Source organism: Vibrio sp. CJQ_6 (assembly GCF_043106745.1).
GTDB lineage: Bacteria > Pseudomonadota > Gammaproteobacteria > Enterobacterales > Vibrionaceae > Vibrio > Vibrio furnissii.
The window spans coordinates 1-17522 of record NZ_JBICMV010000016.1; the positions used below are offsets into that span (position 1 = coordinate 1).

Annotated in this window: 14 protein-coding genes; 13 read left to right on the forward strand and 1 reads right to left on the reverse strand. The window is 48.7% G+C overall.

The window, feature by feature from the left end; translation table 11 throughout:
• From ACF8PK_RS09765 to rpoC, 9 genes are all read left to right on the forward strand, one after another.
• On the forward strand, window positions 1–606 hold a 606-nt coding region (locus ACF8PK_RS09765), incomplete at its 5' end, for an EF-Tu/IF-2/RF-3 family GTPase (RefSeq protein ID WP_392441049.1).
• A gap of 249 nt (window positions 607–855) precedes the next feature.
• Complete coding sequence (secE, locus tag ACF8PK_RS09770; RefSeq protein WP_038152501.1) at window positions 856–1236, forward strand: preprotein translocase subunit SecE; 381 nt, start codon at window positions 856–858, stop codon at window positions 1234–1236.
• A 12-nt stretch (window positions 1237–1248) separates the two neighbouring features.
• A complete protein-coding gene (gene nusG, locus ACF8PK_RS09775) occupies window positions 1249–1797 on the forward strand; it encodes a transcription termination/antitermination protein NusG (protein ID WP_004728254.1) in 549 nt (182 codons plus the stop codon).
• A gap of 144 nt (window positions 1798–1941) precedes the next feature.
• Complete coding sequence (gene rplK, locus ACF8PK_RS09780; protein ID WP_004728255.1) at window positions 1942–2370, forward strand: 50S ribosomal protein L11; 429 nt, start codon at window positions 1942–1944, stop codon at window positions 2368–2370.
• 4 nt (window positions 2371–2374) lie between these two features.
• Window positions 2375–3076 (forward strand): 50S ribosomal protein L1, encoded by a 702-nt coding sequence (gene rplA / locus ACF8PK_RS09785; RefSeq protein WP_004728256.1) that lies wholly within the window; start codon window positions 2375–2377, stop codon window positions 3074–3076.
• A gap of 283 nt (window positions 3077–3359) precedes the next feature.
• Window positions 3360–3854 carry a 50S ribosomal protein L10 gene (rplJ, locus tag ACF8PK_RS09790; protein ID WP_004728257.1) on the forward strand — a complete coding sequence of 165 codons (495 nt, stop codon included), beginning with the start codon at window positions 3360–3362 and terminating at the stop codon, window positions 3852–3854.
• Between the two features lie 59 nt (window positions 3855–3913).
• Window positions 3914–4285, forward strand: a complete 372-nt coding sequence (rplL, locus tag ACF8PK_RS09795; RefSeq protein WP_004728258.1) for a 50S ribosomal protein L7/L12 — start codon at window positions 3914–3916, stop codon at window positions 4283–4285.
• A gap of 230 nt (window positions 4286–4515) precedes the next feature.
• Complete coding sequence (rpoB, locus tag ACF8PK_RS09800) at window positions 4516–8544, forward strand: DNA-directed RNA polymerase subunit beta (RefSeq protein ID WP_004728259.1); 4029 nt, start codon at window positions 4516–4518, stop codon at window positions 8542–8544.
• 102 nt (window positions 8545–8646) lie between these two features.
• Complete coding sequence (gene rpoC, locus ACF8PK_RS09805; protein ID WP_014203980.1) at window positions 8647–12849, forward strand: DNA-directed RNA polymerase subunit beta'; 4203 nt, start codon at window positions 8647–8649, stop codon at window positions 12847–12849.
• 95 nt (window positions 12850–12944) lie between these two features.
• Here rpoC and rsd read toward each other — a convergent pair whose 3' ends face one another.
• The gene (gene rsd, locus ACF8PK_RS09810; protein ID WP_172475400.1) at window positions 12945–13433 is read right to left on the reverse strand and encodes a sigma D regulator; all 489 of its coding nucleotides are present in this window, start codon (window positions 13431–13433) and stop codon (window positions 12945–12947) included.
• A gap of 183 nt (window positions 13434–13616) precedes the next feature.
• Here rsd and nudC point away from each other — a divergent pair, with 183 nt between their 5' ends.
• From nudC to ACF8PK_RS09830, 4 genes are all read left to right on the forward strand, one after another.
• Window positions 13617–14402 carry an NAD(+) diphosphatase gene (gene nudC, locus ACF8PK_RS09815; protein WP_392441074.1) on the forward strand — a complete coding sequence of 262 codons (786 nt, stop codon included), beginning with the start codon at window positions 13617–13619 and terminating at the stop codon, window positions 14400–14402.
• Window positions 14403–14651: 249 nt separating this feature from the next.
• Window positions 14652–15719, forward strand: coding sequence for a uroporphyrinogen decarboxylase (hemE, locus tag ACF8PK_RS09820; protein WP_004728263.1), 1068 nt, complete (start codon window positions 14652–14654; stop codon window positions 15717–15719).
• A gap of 93 nt (window positions 15720–15812) precedes the next feature.
• Window positions 15813–16448 (forward strand): TetR/AcrR family transcriptional regulator, encoded by a 636-nt coding sequence (locus tag ACF8PK_RS09825; protein ID WP_004728264.1) that lies wholly within the window; start codon window positions 15813–15815, stop codon window positions 16446–16448.
• A gap of 92 nt (window positions 16449–16540) precedes the next feature.
• On the forward strand, window positions 16541–17509 hold the full coding sequence (locus ACF8PK_RS09830; RefSeq protein ID WP_392441077.1) for a DHH family phosphoesterase: 969 nt from the start codon (window positions 16541–16543) through the stop codon (window positions 17507–17509).
• The last annotated feature ends 13 nt before the right edge of the window (window positions 17510–17522 follow it).

Below are 17522 nucleotides of genomic sequence, written 5' to 3' on the forward strand. Positions count from 1 at the left end.
GAAGCACTGGACAACTACATTCCAGAGCCAGAGCGTGCAGTAGACATGCCGTTCCTGATGCCAATCGAAGACGTATTCTCAATCCAAGGTCGTGGTACAGTAGTAACTGGCCGTATCGAGCGCGGTATCCTGAAAGTAGGTGATGAAGTAGCGATCGTAGGTATCCACGACACTACAACAACTACTTGTACTGGTGTAGAAATGTTCCGTAAACTGCTAGATGAAGGTCGTGCAGGTGAGAACGTTGGTGCACTACTACGTGGTACAAAACGTGATGAAGTAGAACGTGGTCAAGTACTAGCGAAACCAGGTTCAATCACTCCACACACCAAGTTTGAATCAGAAGTATACGTACTGTCTAAAGATGAAGGTGGTCGTCACACTCCATTCTTCAAAGGCTACCGTCCACAGTTCTACTTCCGTACAACTGACGTAACAGGCAACATCGAACTGCCAGAAGGCGTAGAGATGGTAATGCCAGGCGACAACATTCAAATGATTGTTGAGCTGATCGCGCCAATCGCAATGGACGAAGGTCTACGCTTCGCAATCCGTGAAGGTGGCCGTACAGTTGGTGCTGGTGTTGTTGCTAAGATCATCGCTTAATCACAGATTCTGTGAAGAATGATTTGACTACACAGTAGCAAAGAGGGCATCATTTGATGCCCTTTTTCTGCGCTGTAGTTTTTGGTGCTGATTTATTCATCAAATCTCGCACTTAGCAAGGAATTCCGGGGCTAAGAGATCCTCTTGGTCTTGAACGATCGATTGGCACATTTTGTGTCAATGGAATGGATTTGCCCTGCAACAGCGGGGTTGTTGTCGTCTATAGTTAGACTTGTGACAGGTTGGTTTATGAAAGCAAACAATGCTGAGACTCCTGATAGCTCAAGTGCAGCAAATACACTGAAGTGGGTTGTCACTTTTGTACTGCTAGCTGCCGCTGTTGTGGGTAATTACCTGTATGGTGAATTGTCTGTAGTGATTCGCGCTGCAGGTGTGATTGTGTTGATTGCCGCGGCGCTTGGCGTTGCTGCAACGACATCAAAAGGTAAAGCCGCGATTATTTTTGCACGCGAATCTCGCATGGAAGTTCGCAAAGTTGTTTGGCCTACGCGCCAAGAAACAATGCAAACGACACTGATCGTGTTAGCTGTAAGTATTGTAATGGCTCTAGTGCTTTGGGGCATTGACGGCATTATGGTTCGTCTTGTTGCCTTTGCAACTGGGGTATAGAGGGTTTAATACATGAGTGAAGCTCCAAAAAAACGCTGGTATGTAGTTCAAGCCTTCTCGGGATTTGAAGGTCGTGTCGCTCAATCACTGCGTGAACATATCAAAATGCATAGCATGGAAGAGTTGTTCGGCGAAGTATTGGTTCCAACTGAAGAAGTTGTAGAGATGCGCGCGGGCCAACGCCGCAAAAGCGAACGTAAATTCTTCCCTGGTTACGTGTTAGTGCAAATGATCATGAATGATGAATCATGGCACTTAGTGCGTAGCGTTCCTCGTGTAATGGGCTTCATTGGTGGCACCTCTGATCGTCCAGCGCCTATCACTGATAAAGAAGCTGACGCTATTTTGAACCGTCTTGAGAAAGCGAGCGAAGCTCCGCGTCCTAAGACCATGTTTGAAGCGGGTGAAGTGGTACGTGTTAACGAAGGTCCGTTTGCTGACTTCAACGGTACCGTTGAAGAAGTGGACTACGAGAAGAGCCGTCTGAAAGTGTCCGTGTCGATCTTTGGTCGTGCGACACCAGTTGAGCTTGAATTTGGTCAGGTTGAAAAACTTGATTAAAAAAACAGCTTTATAGGCTTGTTTAAGGCGTGAAATCTGACTATAATTTCGCGCCTTTTTGCTTCTACGGAAGCGAAAAGTTTTTTGCTCTAACGGGGAGCTGATCAATCGATTAGCGTCTGAACCCATAATCTAGGAAATATCATGGCTAAGAAAGTTGAAGCTTATATCAAGCTGCAAGTTGCAGCGGGTATGGCTAACCCAAGTCCACCAGTTGGTCCTGCTCTAGGTCAACGTGGTGTGAACATCATGGAATTCTGTAAAGCGTTCAACGCACGTACAGAGTCTGTAGAGAAAGGTCTACCAACTCCAGTTGTTATCACTGTATACAGCGACCGTTCTTTCACTTTTGAAACTAAGACTCCACCTGCAGCAGTTCTTCTGAAGAAAGCTGCTGGCGTTAAGTCTGGTTCAGGTCGTCCAAACACTGAAAAAGTGGGTACCATCACTGACGCTCAAATCCAAGAAATCGCAGAAACTAAAGCTGCTGACATGACTGGTGCTGATATCGAAGCAATGAAGCGTTCTATCGCGGGTACTGCTCGTTCAATGGGCCTAGTGGTTGAGGGTTAAGACAATGGCAAAACTAACTAAGCGCATGCGTACTATCCGCGAAAAAGTGGATGTAACTAAAGAGTACGACATCAACGAAGCTGTTGCTCTTCTGAAAGAACTTGCAACTGCAAAATTCGTAGAATCTGTTGACGTTGCTGTTAACCTAGGTATCGACGCTCGTAAATCTGACCAAAACGTTCGCGGTGCAACTGTACTGCCACACGGTACTGGTCGTGATATCCGCGTTGCTGTATTCACTCAAGGTGCAAACGCTGAAGCGGCTAAAGCTGCTGGCGCTGACCTAGTGGGTATGGAAGATCTTGCTGAGCAAGTGAAGAAAGGCGAAATGAACTTCGACGTAGTTATCGCATCTCCAGATGCAATGCGCGTTGTAGGTCAACTAGGTACTATCCTAGGTCCTCGCGGTCTGATGCCAAACCCTAAAGTTGGTACTGTAACTCCTAACGTTGCTGAAGCAGTAAACAATGCTAAAGCGGGTCAGGTTCGTTACCGTAACGACAAGAACGGTATCATCCACACTACCATCGGTAAGGTGTCTTTCGAAACTGAACAACTAAAAGAGAACTTAGAAGCTCTGCTAGTTGCTCTGAAGAAAGCAAAACCTTCTTCTGCGAAAGGTACTTTCGTGAAGAAAGTTAGCATCTCTACTACCATGGGTGCTGGTGTTGCTGTTGATCAGGCGACTCTGACTGCTCAAGTATAATGCATTTGCTTAGGCGCGAAATTTGTGTATAATTTCGCGCCTAATATTTGTGGTTGGGGCTGAGGTCTCATTCTTTGAATGAGTGTTCAGTCTCCGTCCAAGACCGTAGGCGTTATCTCTTGATAACTTAATGCAACCTACGTAGATGGTGCCCGAACCTGACAGAAAGATTTTCATTTTTTATTTTAAAGAATGCGTTAACTTTCTTCTGGGACTGCACCTAATAAGCTCTCACTGTTGTGATAATAGTGAGTGGTGTAACGACAACCAGGAGTAATCCAAGATGGCTTTAAATCTTCAAGACAAAAAAGCAATTGTCGCTGAAGTCAACGAAGCGGCCAGTGGTGCACTTTCTGCAGTTGTAGCTGACTCTCGTGGTGTACAAGTTGCTGCGATGACAACTCTACGTAAACAAGCGCGCGAAGCGGGTGTTTACCTACGTGTTGTTCGTAACACACTAGCACGTCGCGCAGTAGAAGGCACAGCTTACGAATGTCTACAAGACGTATTCGTAGGTCCGACTTTGATCGGCTTCTCTAACGAGCACCCAGGTGCTGCAGCACGTCTTTTCAAAGACTTTGCTAAAGAGAACAAAGCATTCGAGATCAAAGCGGCTGCATTTGAAGGCGCAATTACTGACGTTGAAGTACTAGCGACGCTACCAACTTACGATGAAGCAATCGCACGTCTGATGATGTGCATGAAAGAAGCTTCAGCTGCTAAGCTGGCTCGCACTATCGCTGCTATCCGTGATCAAAAAGAAGCTGCTGCGGCTTAATTGCCTTGCTTTTTACTGGTTGCAAAATAAACTTATTGTTGACTTAAAAGAGAATTGTTATGTCTATTACTAACGAGCAAATCCTAGACGCTATTGCAGAAATGTCTGTAATGCAAGTTGTTGAACTGATCTCTGCAATGGAAGAGAAATTCGGTGTTTCTGCTGCTGCTGCAGTAGTTGCTGGCGGCGCTGCTGCTGGTGGCGCAGCTGCTGAAGAACAAACTGAGTTCGACGTAGTTCTGACTTCTGCTGGTGCAAACAAAGTTGCTGTTATCAAAGCAGTACGTGGCGCAACTGGCCTAGGTCTGAAAGAAGCTAAAGCTCTAGTTGACGGCGCTCCAGCACCTCTGAAAGAAGCTGTATCTAAAGATGAAGCTGAAGCACTGAAGAAAGAGCTTGAAGAAGCTGGTGCATCTGTTGAAGTTAAGTAATAATTACTTAAATTCTTAGCCGCAAGGCTAATGGCTGGTGGTTTAATGACCACCGGCCTTTTTGCGCTGTAGGGTATGAGCGAATTTTCCCGCTGTTTAGGCGTCTCATATTCTTGCAAAAAACGTCTCATTCATACGTAATGAGCCGTCACTACAGTAAACAGCGATTTAGTCACTGTCCCCTCTTTAGCGGACAGTTTGGGTCACTTATCAGCGAGCTGAGGAACCCCATGGTTTACTCTTATACCGAGAAAAAGCGCATCCGTAAGGACTTTGGTACTCGTCCACAAGTGTTGGACATTCCATACCTGCTATCGATCCAGCTCGATTCGTTCGAAAAATTCATCGAACAGGATCCTGAGGGACAATACGGTCTTGAAGCCGCTTTTCGTTCTGTATTTCCAATCCAGAGCTACAACGGCAATTCAGAGCTGCAATACGTTAGCTACCGTCTTGGTGAGCCAGTTTTTGACGTTAAAGAATGTCAAATCCGTGGTGTAACTTATTCAAAACCGCTACGCGTGAAACTGCGCCTAGTGATCTTTGATAAAGACGCGCCAGCAGGTACTGTCAAAGACATTAAAGAACAAGAAGTCTACATGGGTGAAATTCCACTCATGACAGACAATGGTACCTTTGTAATCAATGGTACCGAGAGGGTTATCGTATCCCAGCTGCACAGAAGCCCTGGCGTATTCTTCGACAGCGATAAGGGTAAGACCCACTCTTCAGGCAAAGTGCTTTACAACGCACGCATCATCCCGTACCGCGGTTCTTGGTTGGATTTCGAATTCGACCCTAAAGATAACCTGTACGTGCGTATTGACCGTCGTCGTAAGCTACCTGCATCTATTATCCTGCGTGCGCTGGGTAAGACGACTGAAGAAATCCTCGACATCTTCTTCGAAAAAATTAACTTCGAAGTGAAAGACCAAACTCTGATGATGGAGTTGGTGCCTGAGCGTCTACGCGGTGAAACTGCGTCTTTCGATATCGAAGCAGATGGCAAGCTGTATGTTGAGAAAGGTCGTCGTGTAACGGCTCGTCACATTCGTCAACTTGAAAAAGATGGCGTGACCTTTATCGAAGTACCGGTTGAGTACATCGTAGGTAAAGTTTCTTCTAAAGATTACATCAATGAAGCAACTGGCGAGATCATCGTTGCAGCGAACCAGGAAATTAGCCTTGAATCGCTGGCGAACCTGTCACAAGCAGGCTACAAAAAACTAGAAGTTCTGTTTACGAACGATCTAGACCACGGTCCGTTCATGTCTGAGACCTTGCGTGTCGACAGCACAACAGACCGTATTTCGGCGTTGGTAGAAATCTACCGAATGATGCGCCCTGGCGAGCCGCCAACAAAAGAAGCGGCAGAAGCCCTATTTGAAAGCCTCTTCTTCTCTGAAGAACGCTACGACCTGTCTACTGTCGGTCGTATGAAGTTCAACAGCTCTATCGAGCGTGCAGACGCTGAAGAGCAAGGCACTCTTGACGAAACAGACATCGTCGAAGTGATGAAGAAACTGATCGCGATCCGTAACGGTAAAGGCGAAGTGGACGATATCGACCACCTTGGCAACCGTCGTATCCGTTCTGTTGGCGAAATGGCAGAGAACCAATTCCGTGTTGGTCTTGTACGTGTTGAACGCGCAGTGAAAGAACGCCTAAGTCTTGGCGATCTGGACAACGTGATGCCACAAGATCTGATCAACGCGAAACCGATTTCTGCTGCTGTTAAAGAATTCTTCGGTTCTTCACAGCTGTCTCAGTTTATGGACCAGAACAACCCGTTGTCAGAAGTTACGCACAAACGTCGTATCTCTGCATTGGGCCCTGGCGGTCTGACTCGTGAGCGTGCTGGCTTTGAAGTACGTGACGTACACGTAACTCACTACGGTCGTCTATGTCCTATCGAAACGCCTGAAGGTCCGAACATCGGTCTGATCAACTCGCTGTCTGCGTTTGCACGCTGCAACGAGTACGGTTTCCTTGAAACCCCATACCGTCGCGTTGTAGATGGCGTTGTCACGGATGAAGTGGATTACCTGTCAGCTATCGAAGAAGGTCAATTCGTTATCGCACAGGCGAACGCGAAACTGACTGAAGAAGGTGGCTTTGCTGATGAGCTGGTTACAGCACGTCAAAAAGGTGAATCTGGTCTTCACCCACGTGAACACGTGAACTACATGGACGTTGCAACGAACCAAGTTGTATCGATCGCAGCATCGCTGATTCCATTCCTGGAACACGATGACGCGAACCGTGCATTGATGGGTGCGAACATGCAACGTCAAGCAGTCCCAACGCTGAAAGCTGAGAAGCCTTTCGTTGGTACCGGTATTGAACGTAACGTAGCGGTCGACTCAGGCGTAACTGCAGTCGCGAAACGCGGCGGTATGATTCAGTCTGTTGACGCATCACGTATCGTGGTTAAGGTTAATGAAGAAGAGTTGATTCCTGGCGAAGCGGGCATCGATATCTACAACCTGACTAAATACACCCGTTCTAACCAGAACACTTGTATCAACCAGCGTCCATGTGTGATGCCGGGTGAACCTGTGGCTCGCGGTGACGTACTGGCTGACGGTCCATCAACTGACCTTGGTGAACTGGCGCTTGGCCAAAACATGCGTATCGCGTTCATGCCTTGGAATGGTTACAACTTCGAAGACTCGATCCTAGTTTCTGAACGTGTTGTTCAAGATGACCGTTTCACGACTATCCACATTCAAGAGCTGTCTTGTGTGGCGCGTGATACTAAGCTGGGTGCAGAAGAGATCACTGCAGATATTCCAAACGTCGGTGAAGCTGCGCTGTCTAAGCTGGATGAGTCAGGTATCGTTTACATCGGTGCTGAAGTGAAGGGTGGCGACATCCTGGTTGGTAAAGTAACGCCGAAAGGCGAAACCCAACTGACACCTGAAGAGAAGCTGCTACGCGCTATCTTCGGTGAGAAAGCATCAGACGTTAAAGATACTTCTCTGCGTGTACCTAACTCTGTTGCGGGTACGGTTATCGACGTTCAAGTCTTCACTCGCGATGGCGTAGAGAAAGACAAACGTGCGCTTGAAATCGAACAGATGCAGCTGAAAGAAGCGAAGAAAGACTTGACCGAAGAATTCCAGATTCTGGAAGGCGGTCTGCTTGCTCGTGTTCGTTCTCTGCTGATCACTGGCGGTTACAGCGAAGCGAAACTGGACGCTATCGATCGTAAGAAATGGCTAGAACAGACGCTAGAAAACGACGAACTGCAAACTCAGCTAGAACAAATGGCTGAACAGTACGACGAACTGAGAGCTGAATTCGATAAGAAATTCGAAACCAAGCGTCGCAAGATCACCCAAGGTGATGACCTTGCACCTGGCGTTCTGAAGATCGTGAAAGTGTACTTGGCAGTGAAACGTCGCATCCAACCGGGTGATAAGATGGCGGGTCGTCACGGTAACAAGGGTGTAATCTCTAAGATCAACCCTGTTGAAGACATGCCATACGATGAGAAAGGCCAACCGGTCGACATCGTACTGAACCCACTGGGTGTACCGTCTCGTATGAACATCGGTCAGATCCTAGAAGTTCACTTAGGTCTGGCTGCGAAAGGTATCGGTGACAAGATCAACCAGATGATCAAGGAACAACAAGAGCTGGCTAAGCTGCGTGAGTTCCTACAAAAAGTTTACGATCTGGGCGAAACTCGTCAACAAGTCGATATTGCGGCGCTGTCTGATGATGAAGTACGTACACTGGCACAAAACCTGCGTTCAGGTCTGCCAATTGCGACGCCAGTCTTTGATGGTGCGAACGAAGCGTCAATCAAAGCGCTGCTGAAACTGGGTGATCTGCCAGAATCTGGTCAGTTGACTCTGTTTGATGGCCGTACTGGTGATGCGTTTGAGCGTTCTGTCACTGTTGGTTACATGTACATGCTGAAACTGAACCACTTGGTTGACGACAAGATGCACGCTCGTTCAACAGGTTCTTACAGCCTAGTAACTCAGCAACCACTGGGTGGTAAAGCTCAGTTCGGTGGTCAGCGTTTCGGTGAGATGGAAGTATGGGCACTGGAAGCATACGGTGCAGCTTACACCCTACAAGAAATGCTAACTGTTAAGTCGGATGACGTTAACGGCCGTACGAAGATGTACAAAAACATCGTCGACGGAAACCACGCGATGGAACCTGGTATGCCAGAATCGTTCAACGTACTGTTGAAAGAGATTCGCTCGCTAGGTATCAACATCGAGCTAGAAGACGAAGAGTAAACCTTAAGGTTCCCCATTCGGGGAGCCTAACCGGTTTTCTGGTAGGAAGGAGCTCGCTAGTTCACACGGCGAGTTCCTTTTAACTCCTTACAGGAGCTGATTGTGAAAGACTTATTAAACTTTCTAAAAGCACAGCACAAGACCGAAGAATTTGATGCAATCAAAATCGGTCTGTCTTCACCTGACATGATTCGTTCATGGTCATTTGGTGAAGTGAAAAAACCTGAGACCATCAACTATCGTACGTTCAAACCTGAACGCGATGGTCTTTTCTGTGCGCGTATTTTTGGCCCGGTAAAAGACTACGAATGTCTTTGTGGCAAATATAAGCGTCTGAAACACCGTGGCGTTATCTGTGAGAAGTGTGGCGTTGAAGTCACGCAAACTAAAGTTCGTCGTGACCGTATGGGCCACATCGAACTGGCTTCTCCTGTTGCTCACATCTGGTTCCTAAAATCACTGCCGTCTCGTATCGGTCTGTTGATGGATATGCCACTGCGCGACATCGAACGTGTGCTTTACTTCGAAATGTACGTGGTGACTGAACCAGGCATGACTGACCTAGAACGTGGTCAGATGCTGACTGAAGAAGAGTATCTGGATCGCCTGGAAGAGTGGGGCGACGAGTTCACTGCGAAAATGGGTGCAGAAGCGATCAAAGATCTGCTGTCATCTATGGATCTGCTGGCTGAAGCTGAGCAGATGCGCGAAGAGCTGGATACGACGAACTCAGAAACTAAACGTAAGAAAGTTACGAAGCGCCTGAAACTGGTTGAAGCATTCGTTGCGTCAGGTAACAAACCTGAGTGGATGATTCTGACTGTGCTTCCGGTACTTCCGCCAGATCTACGTCCGCTAGTACCGCTAGATGGCGGTCGCTTTGCGACATCCGATCTGAACGATCTATACCGTCGTGTGATTAACCGTAACAACCGTCTGAAACGCCTTCTAGAGCTTGCTGCTCCGGACATCATCGTACGCAACGAAAAACGTATGCTACAAGAGTCTGTTGATGCGCTTCTGGATAACGGTCGTCGCGGCCGCGCGATCACAGGTTCGAACAAGCGTCCTCTGAAATCTCTTGCTGATATGATCAAGGGTAAACAAGGTCGTTTCCGTCAGAACCTGCTTGGTAAACGTGTAGACTACTCAGGCCGTTCTGTTATCACAGTAGGTCCTTACCTGCGTCTGCACCAGTGTGGTCTTCCTAAGAAGATGGCACTAGAGCTGTTCAAACCATTCATCTACAGCAAGCTGGAAACTCGTGGCCTAGCAACGACGATCAAAGCTGCGAAGAAAATGGTTGAGCGTGAAGAAGCGGTTGTATGGGATATCCTGGATGAAGTTATCCGTGAACACCCAGTGCTACTGAACCGTGCACCAACACTTCACCGTCTAGGTATTCAGGCGTTTGAACCTGTTCTAATCGAAGGTAAAGCGATTCAGCTACACCCACTTGTGTGTGCGGCGTACAACGCGGACTTCGATGGTGACCAAATGGCGGTACACGTGCCTCTAACTTTAGAAGCACAGCTAGAAGCTCGTACACTGATGATGTCGACAAACAACATTCTGTCGCCAGCGTCAGGTGATCCGATCATCGTACCTTCTCAGGACGTTGTATTGGGTCTGTACTATATGACTCGTGAAAAAGTGAACGCTCTGGGTGAAGGCATGTACCTGGCTGGCCCTAAAGAGGCTGAAAAGGCATACCGCACGAAGACGGCTTCACTGCACGCACGCGTTAAAGTACGTATCACGGAAACCGTGGTTGACGAAGACGGCAATCGCACAACTGAGACCAAGATGGTGGATACCACTGTTGGTCGTGCAATGTTGTGGCAAATCGTACCGAAAGGTCTGCCATATAGCGTCGTGAACCAGAAGCTAGGTAAGAAACAGATTTCTAACCTGCTGAACGAGGCGTACCGTAAACTGGGTCTGAAAGACACTGTTATCTTCGCAGACCAAATCATGTACACCGGTTTCGCTTACGCGGCATTGTCAGGTGTTTCTGTTGGTATCGACGATATGGTTGTACCACCTGCGAAATACACTGAAATCTCCGAAGCGGAAGAAGAAGTACGTGAAATCCAGGAACAGTTCCAGTCTGGTCTGGTAACTGCTGGTGAACGCTACAACAAAGTGATCGATATTTGGGCATCAACCAACGATCGCGTTGCGAAAGCGATGATGGAGAACCTGTCGTCTGAAATGGTGATCAACCGTGACGGCGAAGAAGAGAAACAAGAGTCGTTCAACAGCATCTACATGATGGCCGACTCCGGTGCTCGTGGTTCTGCAGCGCAGATTCGTCAGCTTGCTGGTATGCGTGGTCTGATGGCTCGTCCAGATGGTTCGATCATCGAAACGCCAATCACAGCGAACTTTAAAGAAGGTCTGAACGTCCTTCAGTACTTTATCTCAACGCACGGTGCTCGTAAGGGTCTGGCGGATACAGCACTGAAGACAGCGAACTCAGGTTACCTCACCCGTCGTCTGGTAGACGTTGCTCAAGACGTTGTTGTTTATGAGCACGACTGTGGCACCCAAGAGGGTGTTGACATGATGCCTCACATCGAAGGTGGTGACGTTAAAGTTCCTCTGACTGAGCTTGCGCTGGGTCGTGTGGTTGCTGAAGACATCCTGAAACCAGGCACAGAAGAAGTGCTTGTTCCTCGTAACACGCTTCTAGATGAGAAATGGTGTCAGGTTCTTAACGACAACTCTGTTGACCGTATTAAAGTACGTTCAGTGGTAACTTGTGACGCTGACTTCGGTTGTTGTGCACTGTGTTACGGTCGTGACCTAGCACGTGGTCACTTGGTGAACCAAGGTGAAGCTGTGGGCGTTATCGCGGCTCAGTCAATCGGTGAACCGGGTACACAGCTAACCATGCGTACGTTCCACATCGGTGGTGCGGCATCGACAGCAGCAGCAGAGAACAGCATCCAAGCGAAGAACAACGGTTCTGTGAAACTGCACAACGCGAAGTTCGTAACGAACAAAGATGGCAAGCTGGTGATTACTTCTCGTGCATCTGAACTGACCATCATTGATGAGTTCGGCCGTACGAAAGAGAAACACAAACTGCCATACGGCTCGCTACTGAGCAAAGGTGACAACGATGCAGTTCAAGCGGGCGAAACCGTGGCGAACTGGGAAGCGCACACCATGCCAATCATCACTGAAGTGGCAGGTCGCATCCAATTCGTTGACATGATCGATGGCGTCACTGTTTCTCGTCAAACGGATGACCTCACAGGTCTGTCTTCAAGCGAAGTGACCGATGCAGCCGCTCGTCCAGCAGCAGGTAAAGATATGCGTCCAGCTATCAAACTTGTGGATGAGAAAGGTAACGATGTCCTGATCCCTGGTACCGATATGCCAGCTCAGTACTTCCTACCTGGTAAAGCGATCGTGAACATCGACGATGGCGCTGAAGTGAATGTGGGTGACACACTGGCTCGTATTCCTCAGAAATCTGGCGGTAACAAGGACATCACCGGTGGTCTACCACGCGTTGCTGACCTGTTCGAAGCACGTAAGCCGAAAGAGCCTGCGATTCTTGCTGAGTACACAGGTACTGTGAGCTTCGGTAAAGAGACCAAAGGTAAGCGTCGTCTCGTGATCACTCGCGATAGCGGTGAAGTTTACGAAGAGATGATTCCTAAGCATCGTCAATTGAACGTGTTTGAAGGTGAGCGCATCGAACGTGGTGACGTGATTGCAGATGGTCCAGAATCGCCACATGACATTCTGCGCCTACGTGGTATCCACGCTGTGACCACTTACATCGCGAACGAAGTTCAGGAAGTTTACCGTCTGCAAGGCGTTAAGATTAACGACAAGCACATCGAAACAATCGTTCGTCAGATGCTACGTAAGTGTACTATTACTCACGCAGGTGACTCTGAGTTCCTGCCTGGTGAGCAAGTAGAATACTCACAAGTGAAGATCGCCAACCGTGATCTGGAAGCTGAAGGCAAAGAGCCAGCACGTTTTGAACGTGAACTTCTAGGTATTACGAAAGCGTCTCTGGCAACAGAATCGTTCATCTCAGCCGCATCGTTCCAAGAAACGACTCGCGTTCTGACTGAAGCTGCGGTTTCTGGTAAGCGTGATGACCTACGTGGTCTGAAAGAGAACGTTATCGTGGGTCGTCTGATCCCTGCTGGTACTGGTTTTGCGTACCACCAAGACCGTCAATCTAAGCGTGAAGCTCAGAAAGAAGGTCCTTCAGCAGAGCAGGCTACCGACAACCTAGCAGCGCTGCTTAACGCAGGCTTCTCAGCTGACGAGTAATCGTTCTGATAGCAAAAAAGGCACCTTCGGGTGCCTTTTTATTTGCCTGCGATTCACGCTGGTGGTTTTCGTTGACGGTGAATCAAGCGAATACGTTAAGCGCCCGGCGGAATCGAAAGGCTATCTGCGATGAGCTGGATCAAACCATCTTCGGTTTCAAAACGCGACTCCAACAATTCCCCAACGTGCGACAAATCATCATCCAGCGTTTCCAGATCATCGTCTGCGTGGATGGTGGCGTATTTGTCGGTGAAATTGAGTAACGGCTCGGTGGTTTCGATGATCTGCGCATACGTCTGATTGATTTCATCTGTGGCATGAAAACCGGTCGCATGCCATGTGTTCATGACCATATCGTAAATCTTAAAATGGCCTTCTGAAATGTAATCGACCAGCTCTTGGCTGAAGTATTGCAGCGCTTTGGGGGATGGAAGTTCGGTGACCGCAGCTTTGGTTGCGCAGGGTTGTAGCGCTGCGAGTTTGCAGTATTCGACGATCAGGTGCTGGCGCTTATCCAGCCAATGATCGATGACTTGACTCGAACCGCCCCATTGTTCTTGCGTTCGTTTAAGTTTTTTTAGCATGACCATGCCCTCATGATCGGGATCATTCAACGATGATCTTTCCTTTGCACGTTTGTTGTAGTGGTACAGCACAACGTCTTGTCCCTACTAGAATTTATAGATTTAAAATCAAATCTATACAAACTCTGGTATGAAATTAGATTGCCAGTAAAATGAACGAACTGCAAGCAATCAGGAGTTGGCATGTTAAAAAACAGTGACAAAAAATCCGCTTATTGGTGTGTGGTTTCAGGCAGTGAGATCTGGACGATTGATGGGGAAATCCCGTTTGGCAACGGTGAGCAGTGGGATCTACCCGTTGAGGCGGCGATCAAAATCGATCAGCATCAGGGCGCGCCGGTGTATTGGGTGAATGCCTCGGATTGGGAGCGCGATCTGGCGTTGACCTCATTGCGTGACTTACTGCATGTGCCGGAGCCGCTGTTCCTGATGGCAAGCAAAGCGATTCAATACGGCCATATGAGCCAGAGCTTGCGTTTTTGCCCGCAATGCGGAGGCCGCAACTACCTTAACCATCGCGACTTAGCGATGCAGTGCCACGATTGCCGAACGTTACATTATCCGCGTATTTTCCCGTGCATTATTGTCGCGGTGCGTAAAGACAACGAGATTCTGCTGGCCCAGCATCCACGCCATCGCAGCGGTATGTACACCGTGATTGCGGGCTTTCTGGAAGTGGGAGAAACGCTGGAGCAGTGCGTTGCACGTGAAATCAAAGAAGAAACGGGTATCGCAGTGAACAACATTCGCTATTTTGGCAGCCAGCCGTGGGCATTTCCGTCCAGTATGATGATGGGTTTTCTGGCCGATTATGCGGGTGGAGAGATCAAGCCGGATTACTCTGAATTGAGCGATGCGCAATGGTTTCGACCAACCGAAATGCCGCCCGTGGCGCCGCAAGGCACCATCGCCCGCGCCTTGATTGAGCAAACGCTCGAAGATATTCGTCTTACGTCGGAAAATAGATAAAAAAAACCCTCCGATTAGGGAGGGGGTAAGTAAGATGTCGTTATGAGATGCTGAGTACTGAATACTCAGTTTATAATTGTAGTTTTCGCTAGCGAACAAATTTGTAACATCGAAAAAGATTGTACGCAAATTAAGCATTGATTTAAAAGTTAATAACTTGATCTGGGTTGCAAAGCTCTCCGCTCATGAATAAAAATCAATGCTAGAATACGCCCCATAAATAAGCCCAAAAAAGAAGTGGAATACGGAATGACTGAATTAAAAAACGACCGCTATCTACGCGCTCTGCTCAAGCAGCCTGTGGATTGCACGCCGGTATGGATGATGCGTCAGGCTGGGCGATATCTCCCAGAATACCGTGCCACACGCGCTCAAGCTGGCGACTTTATGTCTCTGTGTAAAAACGCTGAACTCGCTTCTGAAGTGACGTTACAACCATTACGCCGTTTTCCGCTCGATGCCGCGATTCTGTTTTCAGACATTCTGACCATTCCCGATGCCATGGGATTGGGGCTGCGTTTTGCCGCGGGTGAAGGCCCGGTATTTGACCGCCCAATCACGTGCAAAGCAGATGTCGATAAAATTGGTTTGCCGGATCCCGAAGGCGAACTGCAATACGTCATGAATGCTGTGCGTCAAATTCGCAAGGATCTGCAAGGTGAGGTGCCACTGATTGGCTTCTCTGGCAGCCCATGGACACTGGCAACCTATATGGTTGAAGGTGGCAGCTCTAAGGCATTCACCAAGATTAAAAAGATGATGTACGCTGAGCCTGCGACTCTGCATTTGCTACTGGATAAACTGGCGGACAGTGTGATTGAGTACCTCAACGCGCAAATCAAAGCCGGCGCGCAATCGGTGATGGTATTTGATACGTGGGGCGGCGTGCTGACGCCACGTGACTACAATCTGTTCTCACTGCAGTACATGCACAAGATTGTGGATGGCCTGATCCGTGAACACGACGGTCGCCGCGTCCCCGTGACGCTGTTTACTAAAAACGGCGGCATGTGGCTAGAGCAGATCGCGGCTACCGGGTGCGATGCGGTTGGCCTTGACTGGACCATCAATATTGCCGATGCCAAAGCGCGCGTTGGTGAGAAAGTGGCGCTGCAAGGCAACATGGACCCATCCATGCTGTACGCGCCGGAAGCACGCATTCGTGAAGAAGTGGCATCGATTCTTGATGGCTTTGGTCACGGTGGCACTGGCCATGTGTTTAACCTCGGTCATGGTATTCACCTCGACGTGCCGCCCGAAAATGCCGGTGTATTTGTGAATGCGGTGCATGAGCTGTCGAAGCCATATCACAAGTAAGCCAATACGATCAGCGCCCGACATGGGCGCTTTTTTACCATTTAAGGGAGCTGTTTTATACTTTAGGTAATCAGGAAGGAATGTGACCCATTAATGAAAACAAGAGACCGAATTGTCCATGCCGCGTTAGAGCTGTTTAACGAGCATGGTGAACGCCCGATGACCACCAACCATATCGCGGCACATATTGAGATCAGCCCGGGCAATCTTTACTACCATTTCCGCAATAAGCAGGAAATTGTGCGTGAAATTTTTGCGCTCTATTCGGCCGAGCTGATTGAACGCTTTACGCCGCTGCAAGGTCAATATGAAAGCCTGACCCTGCTCAAACACTACCTCGACTCCATCTTCACCCTGATGTGGAAATACCGTTTTTTCTACGCCAATTTGCCTGAAATTCTGCAACGGGACGAAGAGCTGCATGACGATTACATTCGCGTGCAAGAAAAACTGCAAACCAACTTGGTCAATATCATGCGTGCTTTTGTTGGCATGCAGTTGCTGGCACTCAATGACGATGAGATGAAAAAGCTGGTTACGACTTTACACCTGATTGCGTGCAGTTGGCTGGCGTATCAGTCGGCAATGTCACCGAAAACTCAGATCACTGAACAGGTGATTCATCAAGGCATGTTACAGATTATCTCGGTCATGAAACCAAATGCGACTGAGCAAGGACTCGAGCAGTTGCAGTTGCTGGAAGATGGCGTGCGCGCCATGCATGCTTAAACGAGATGACATATAACCTTTCATTCTTGTGCTGGTGGGCGTGAAACTGCTAGTTTCTGATGTTATTCCAAGGCTTTAAAGTAGCGCTCACTATGCATTATGACGTATTTAATGGTGATGCCGATGGCATCATCGCTCTTCTTCAACTTCATTTGGCTCAGCCGAGAGATAGCCAATTGATCACGGGTGTGAAACGCGATATCGAGCTATTGGCCAACGTCGATGCACAACCCGGTGATACCCTGACCGTGCTGGATATCTCCATGGCGAAAAACCATCAAGCGTTGTGCCATGTGCTGAATAACGGCGCGCACGTGTTTTATGCCGATCACCATCAATCGGGTGACATTCCCCAGCATGAGCAGTTAGAGGCGCACATCAATCTGGATGCCAATGTGTGTACCGCATTGATTGTGGACGCGCTGCTTGACGGTCAGTTTCACCCTTGGGCCATCACGGCGGCTTATGGCGATAACTTGCTCAGTGTTGCCGATGCGCTGGCAGCCAAGGCAGGTTTCAGCGTTGAACAGGCCGAGCAGTTAAAACAGTTGGGGACCTTGATCAATTACAACGGTTATGGCCAAACGGTGAGCGACTTGCATTATCATCCGGCGGATTTGTTTCGCGCGCTGCAAGGCTACATGTCGCCGTTTGATGTCATTGCAGATGCCCAATCGCCTTATGCGGTGTTGAAACAGGCGTATGAGCAGGATATCGCTCAAGCGCTAGCTAAATCGCCCTACTATGAGAGTGACACGTTGCGCGTGTTTGAATTGGCTGATGAAGCGGCCTCACACCGCGTGAGTGGGGTATACGGTAATTTGCTTGCCAATCAACGGCCTGAACAAGCGCATGTGGTGTTGACCGTGGCCGATGAAGCGCACTATACGGTATCGCTGCGCGCGCCCCTGAACAATAAGCAGGGGGCGGGCACGGTGTGCAGCCAGTTTGCCACCGGTGGTGGCCGAGAGGCGGCGGCGGGGATCAATCGCCTACCCAAATCAGAGCTGATGCGCTTCATCGATGGCGTGCAAGCCTATTACGTGGCGACAAATGCCTAGCGTATGGAACATG

What these genes read in the sequence shown, in the direction of transcription:
- secE (WP_038152501.1), top strand. Translation starts at nt 856, where the DNA reads ATGAAAGCAAACAATGCTGAGACTCCTGATAGCTCAAGTGCAGCAAAT.
- nusG (WP_004728254.1), top strand. Translation starts at nt 1,249, where the DNA reads ATGAGTGAAGCTCCAAAAAAACGCTGGTATGTAGTTCAAGCCTTCTCG.
- rplK (WP_004728255.1), top strand. Translation starts at nt 1,942, where the DNA reads ATGGCTAAGAAAGTTGAAGCTTATATCAAGCTGCAAGTTGCAGCGGGT.
- rplA (WP_004728256.1), top strand. Translation starts at nt 2,375, where the DNA reads ATGGCAAAACTAACTAAGCGCATGCGTACTATCCGCGAAAAAGTGGAT.
- rplJ (WP_004728257.1), top strand. Translation starts at nt 3,360, where the DNA reads ATGGCTTTAAATCTTCAAGACAAAAAAGCAATTGTCGCTGAAGTCAAC.
- rplL (WP_004728258.1), top strand. Translation starts at nt 3,914, where the DNA reads ATGTCTATTACTAACGAGCAAATCCTAGACGCTATTGCAGAAATGTCT.
- rpoB (WP_004728259.1), top strand. Translation starts at nt 4,516, where the DNA reads ATGGTTTACTCTTATACCGAGAAAAAGCGCATCCGTAAGGACTTTGGT.
- rsd (WP_172475400.1), bottom strand. Translation starts at nt 13,433, where the DNA reads ATGCTAAAAAAACTTAAACGAACGCAAGAACAATGGGGCGGTTCGAGT.
- nudC (WP_392441074.1), top strand. Translation starts at nt 13,617, where the DNA reads ATGTTAAAAAACAGTGACAAAAAATCCGCTTATTGGTGTGTGGTTTCA.
- hemE (WP_004728263.1), top strand. Translation starts at nt 14,652, where the DNA reads ATGACTGAATTAAAAAACGACCGCTATCTACGCGCTCTGCTCAAGCAG.
- ACF8PK_RS09825 (WP_004728264.1), top strand. Translation starts at nt 15,813, where the DNA reads ATGAAAACAAGAGACCGAATTGTCCATGCCGCGTTAGAGCTGTTTAAC.
- ACF8PK_RS09830 (WP_392441077.1), top strand. Translation starts at nt 16,541, where the DNA reads ATGCATTATGACGTATTTAATGGTGATGCCGATGGCATCATCGCTCTT.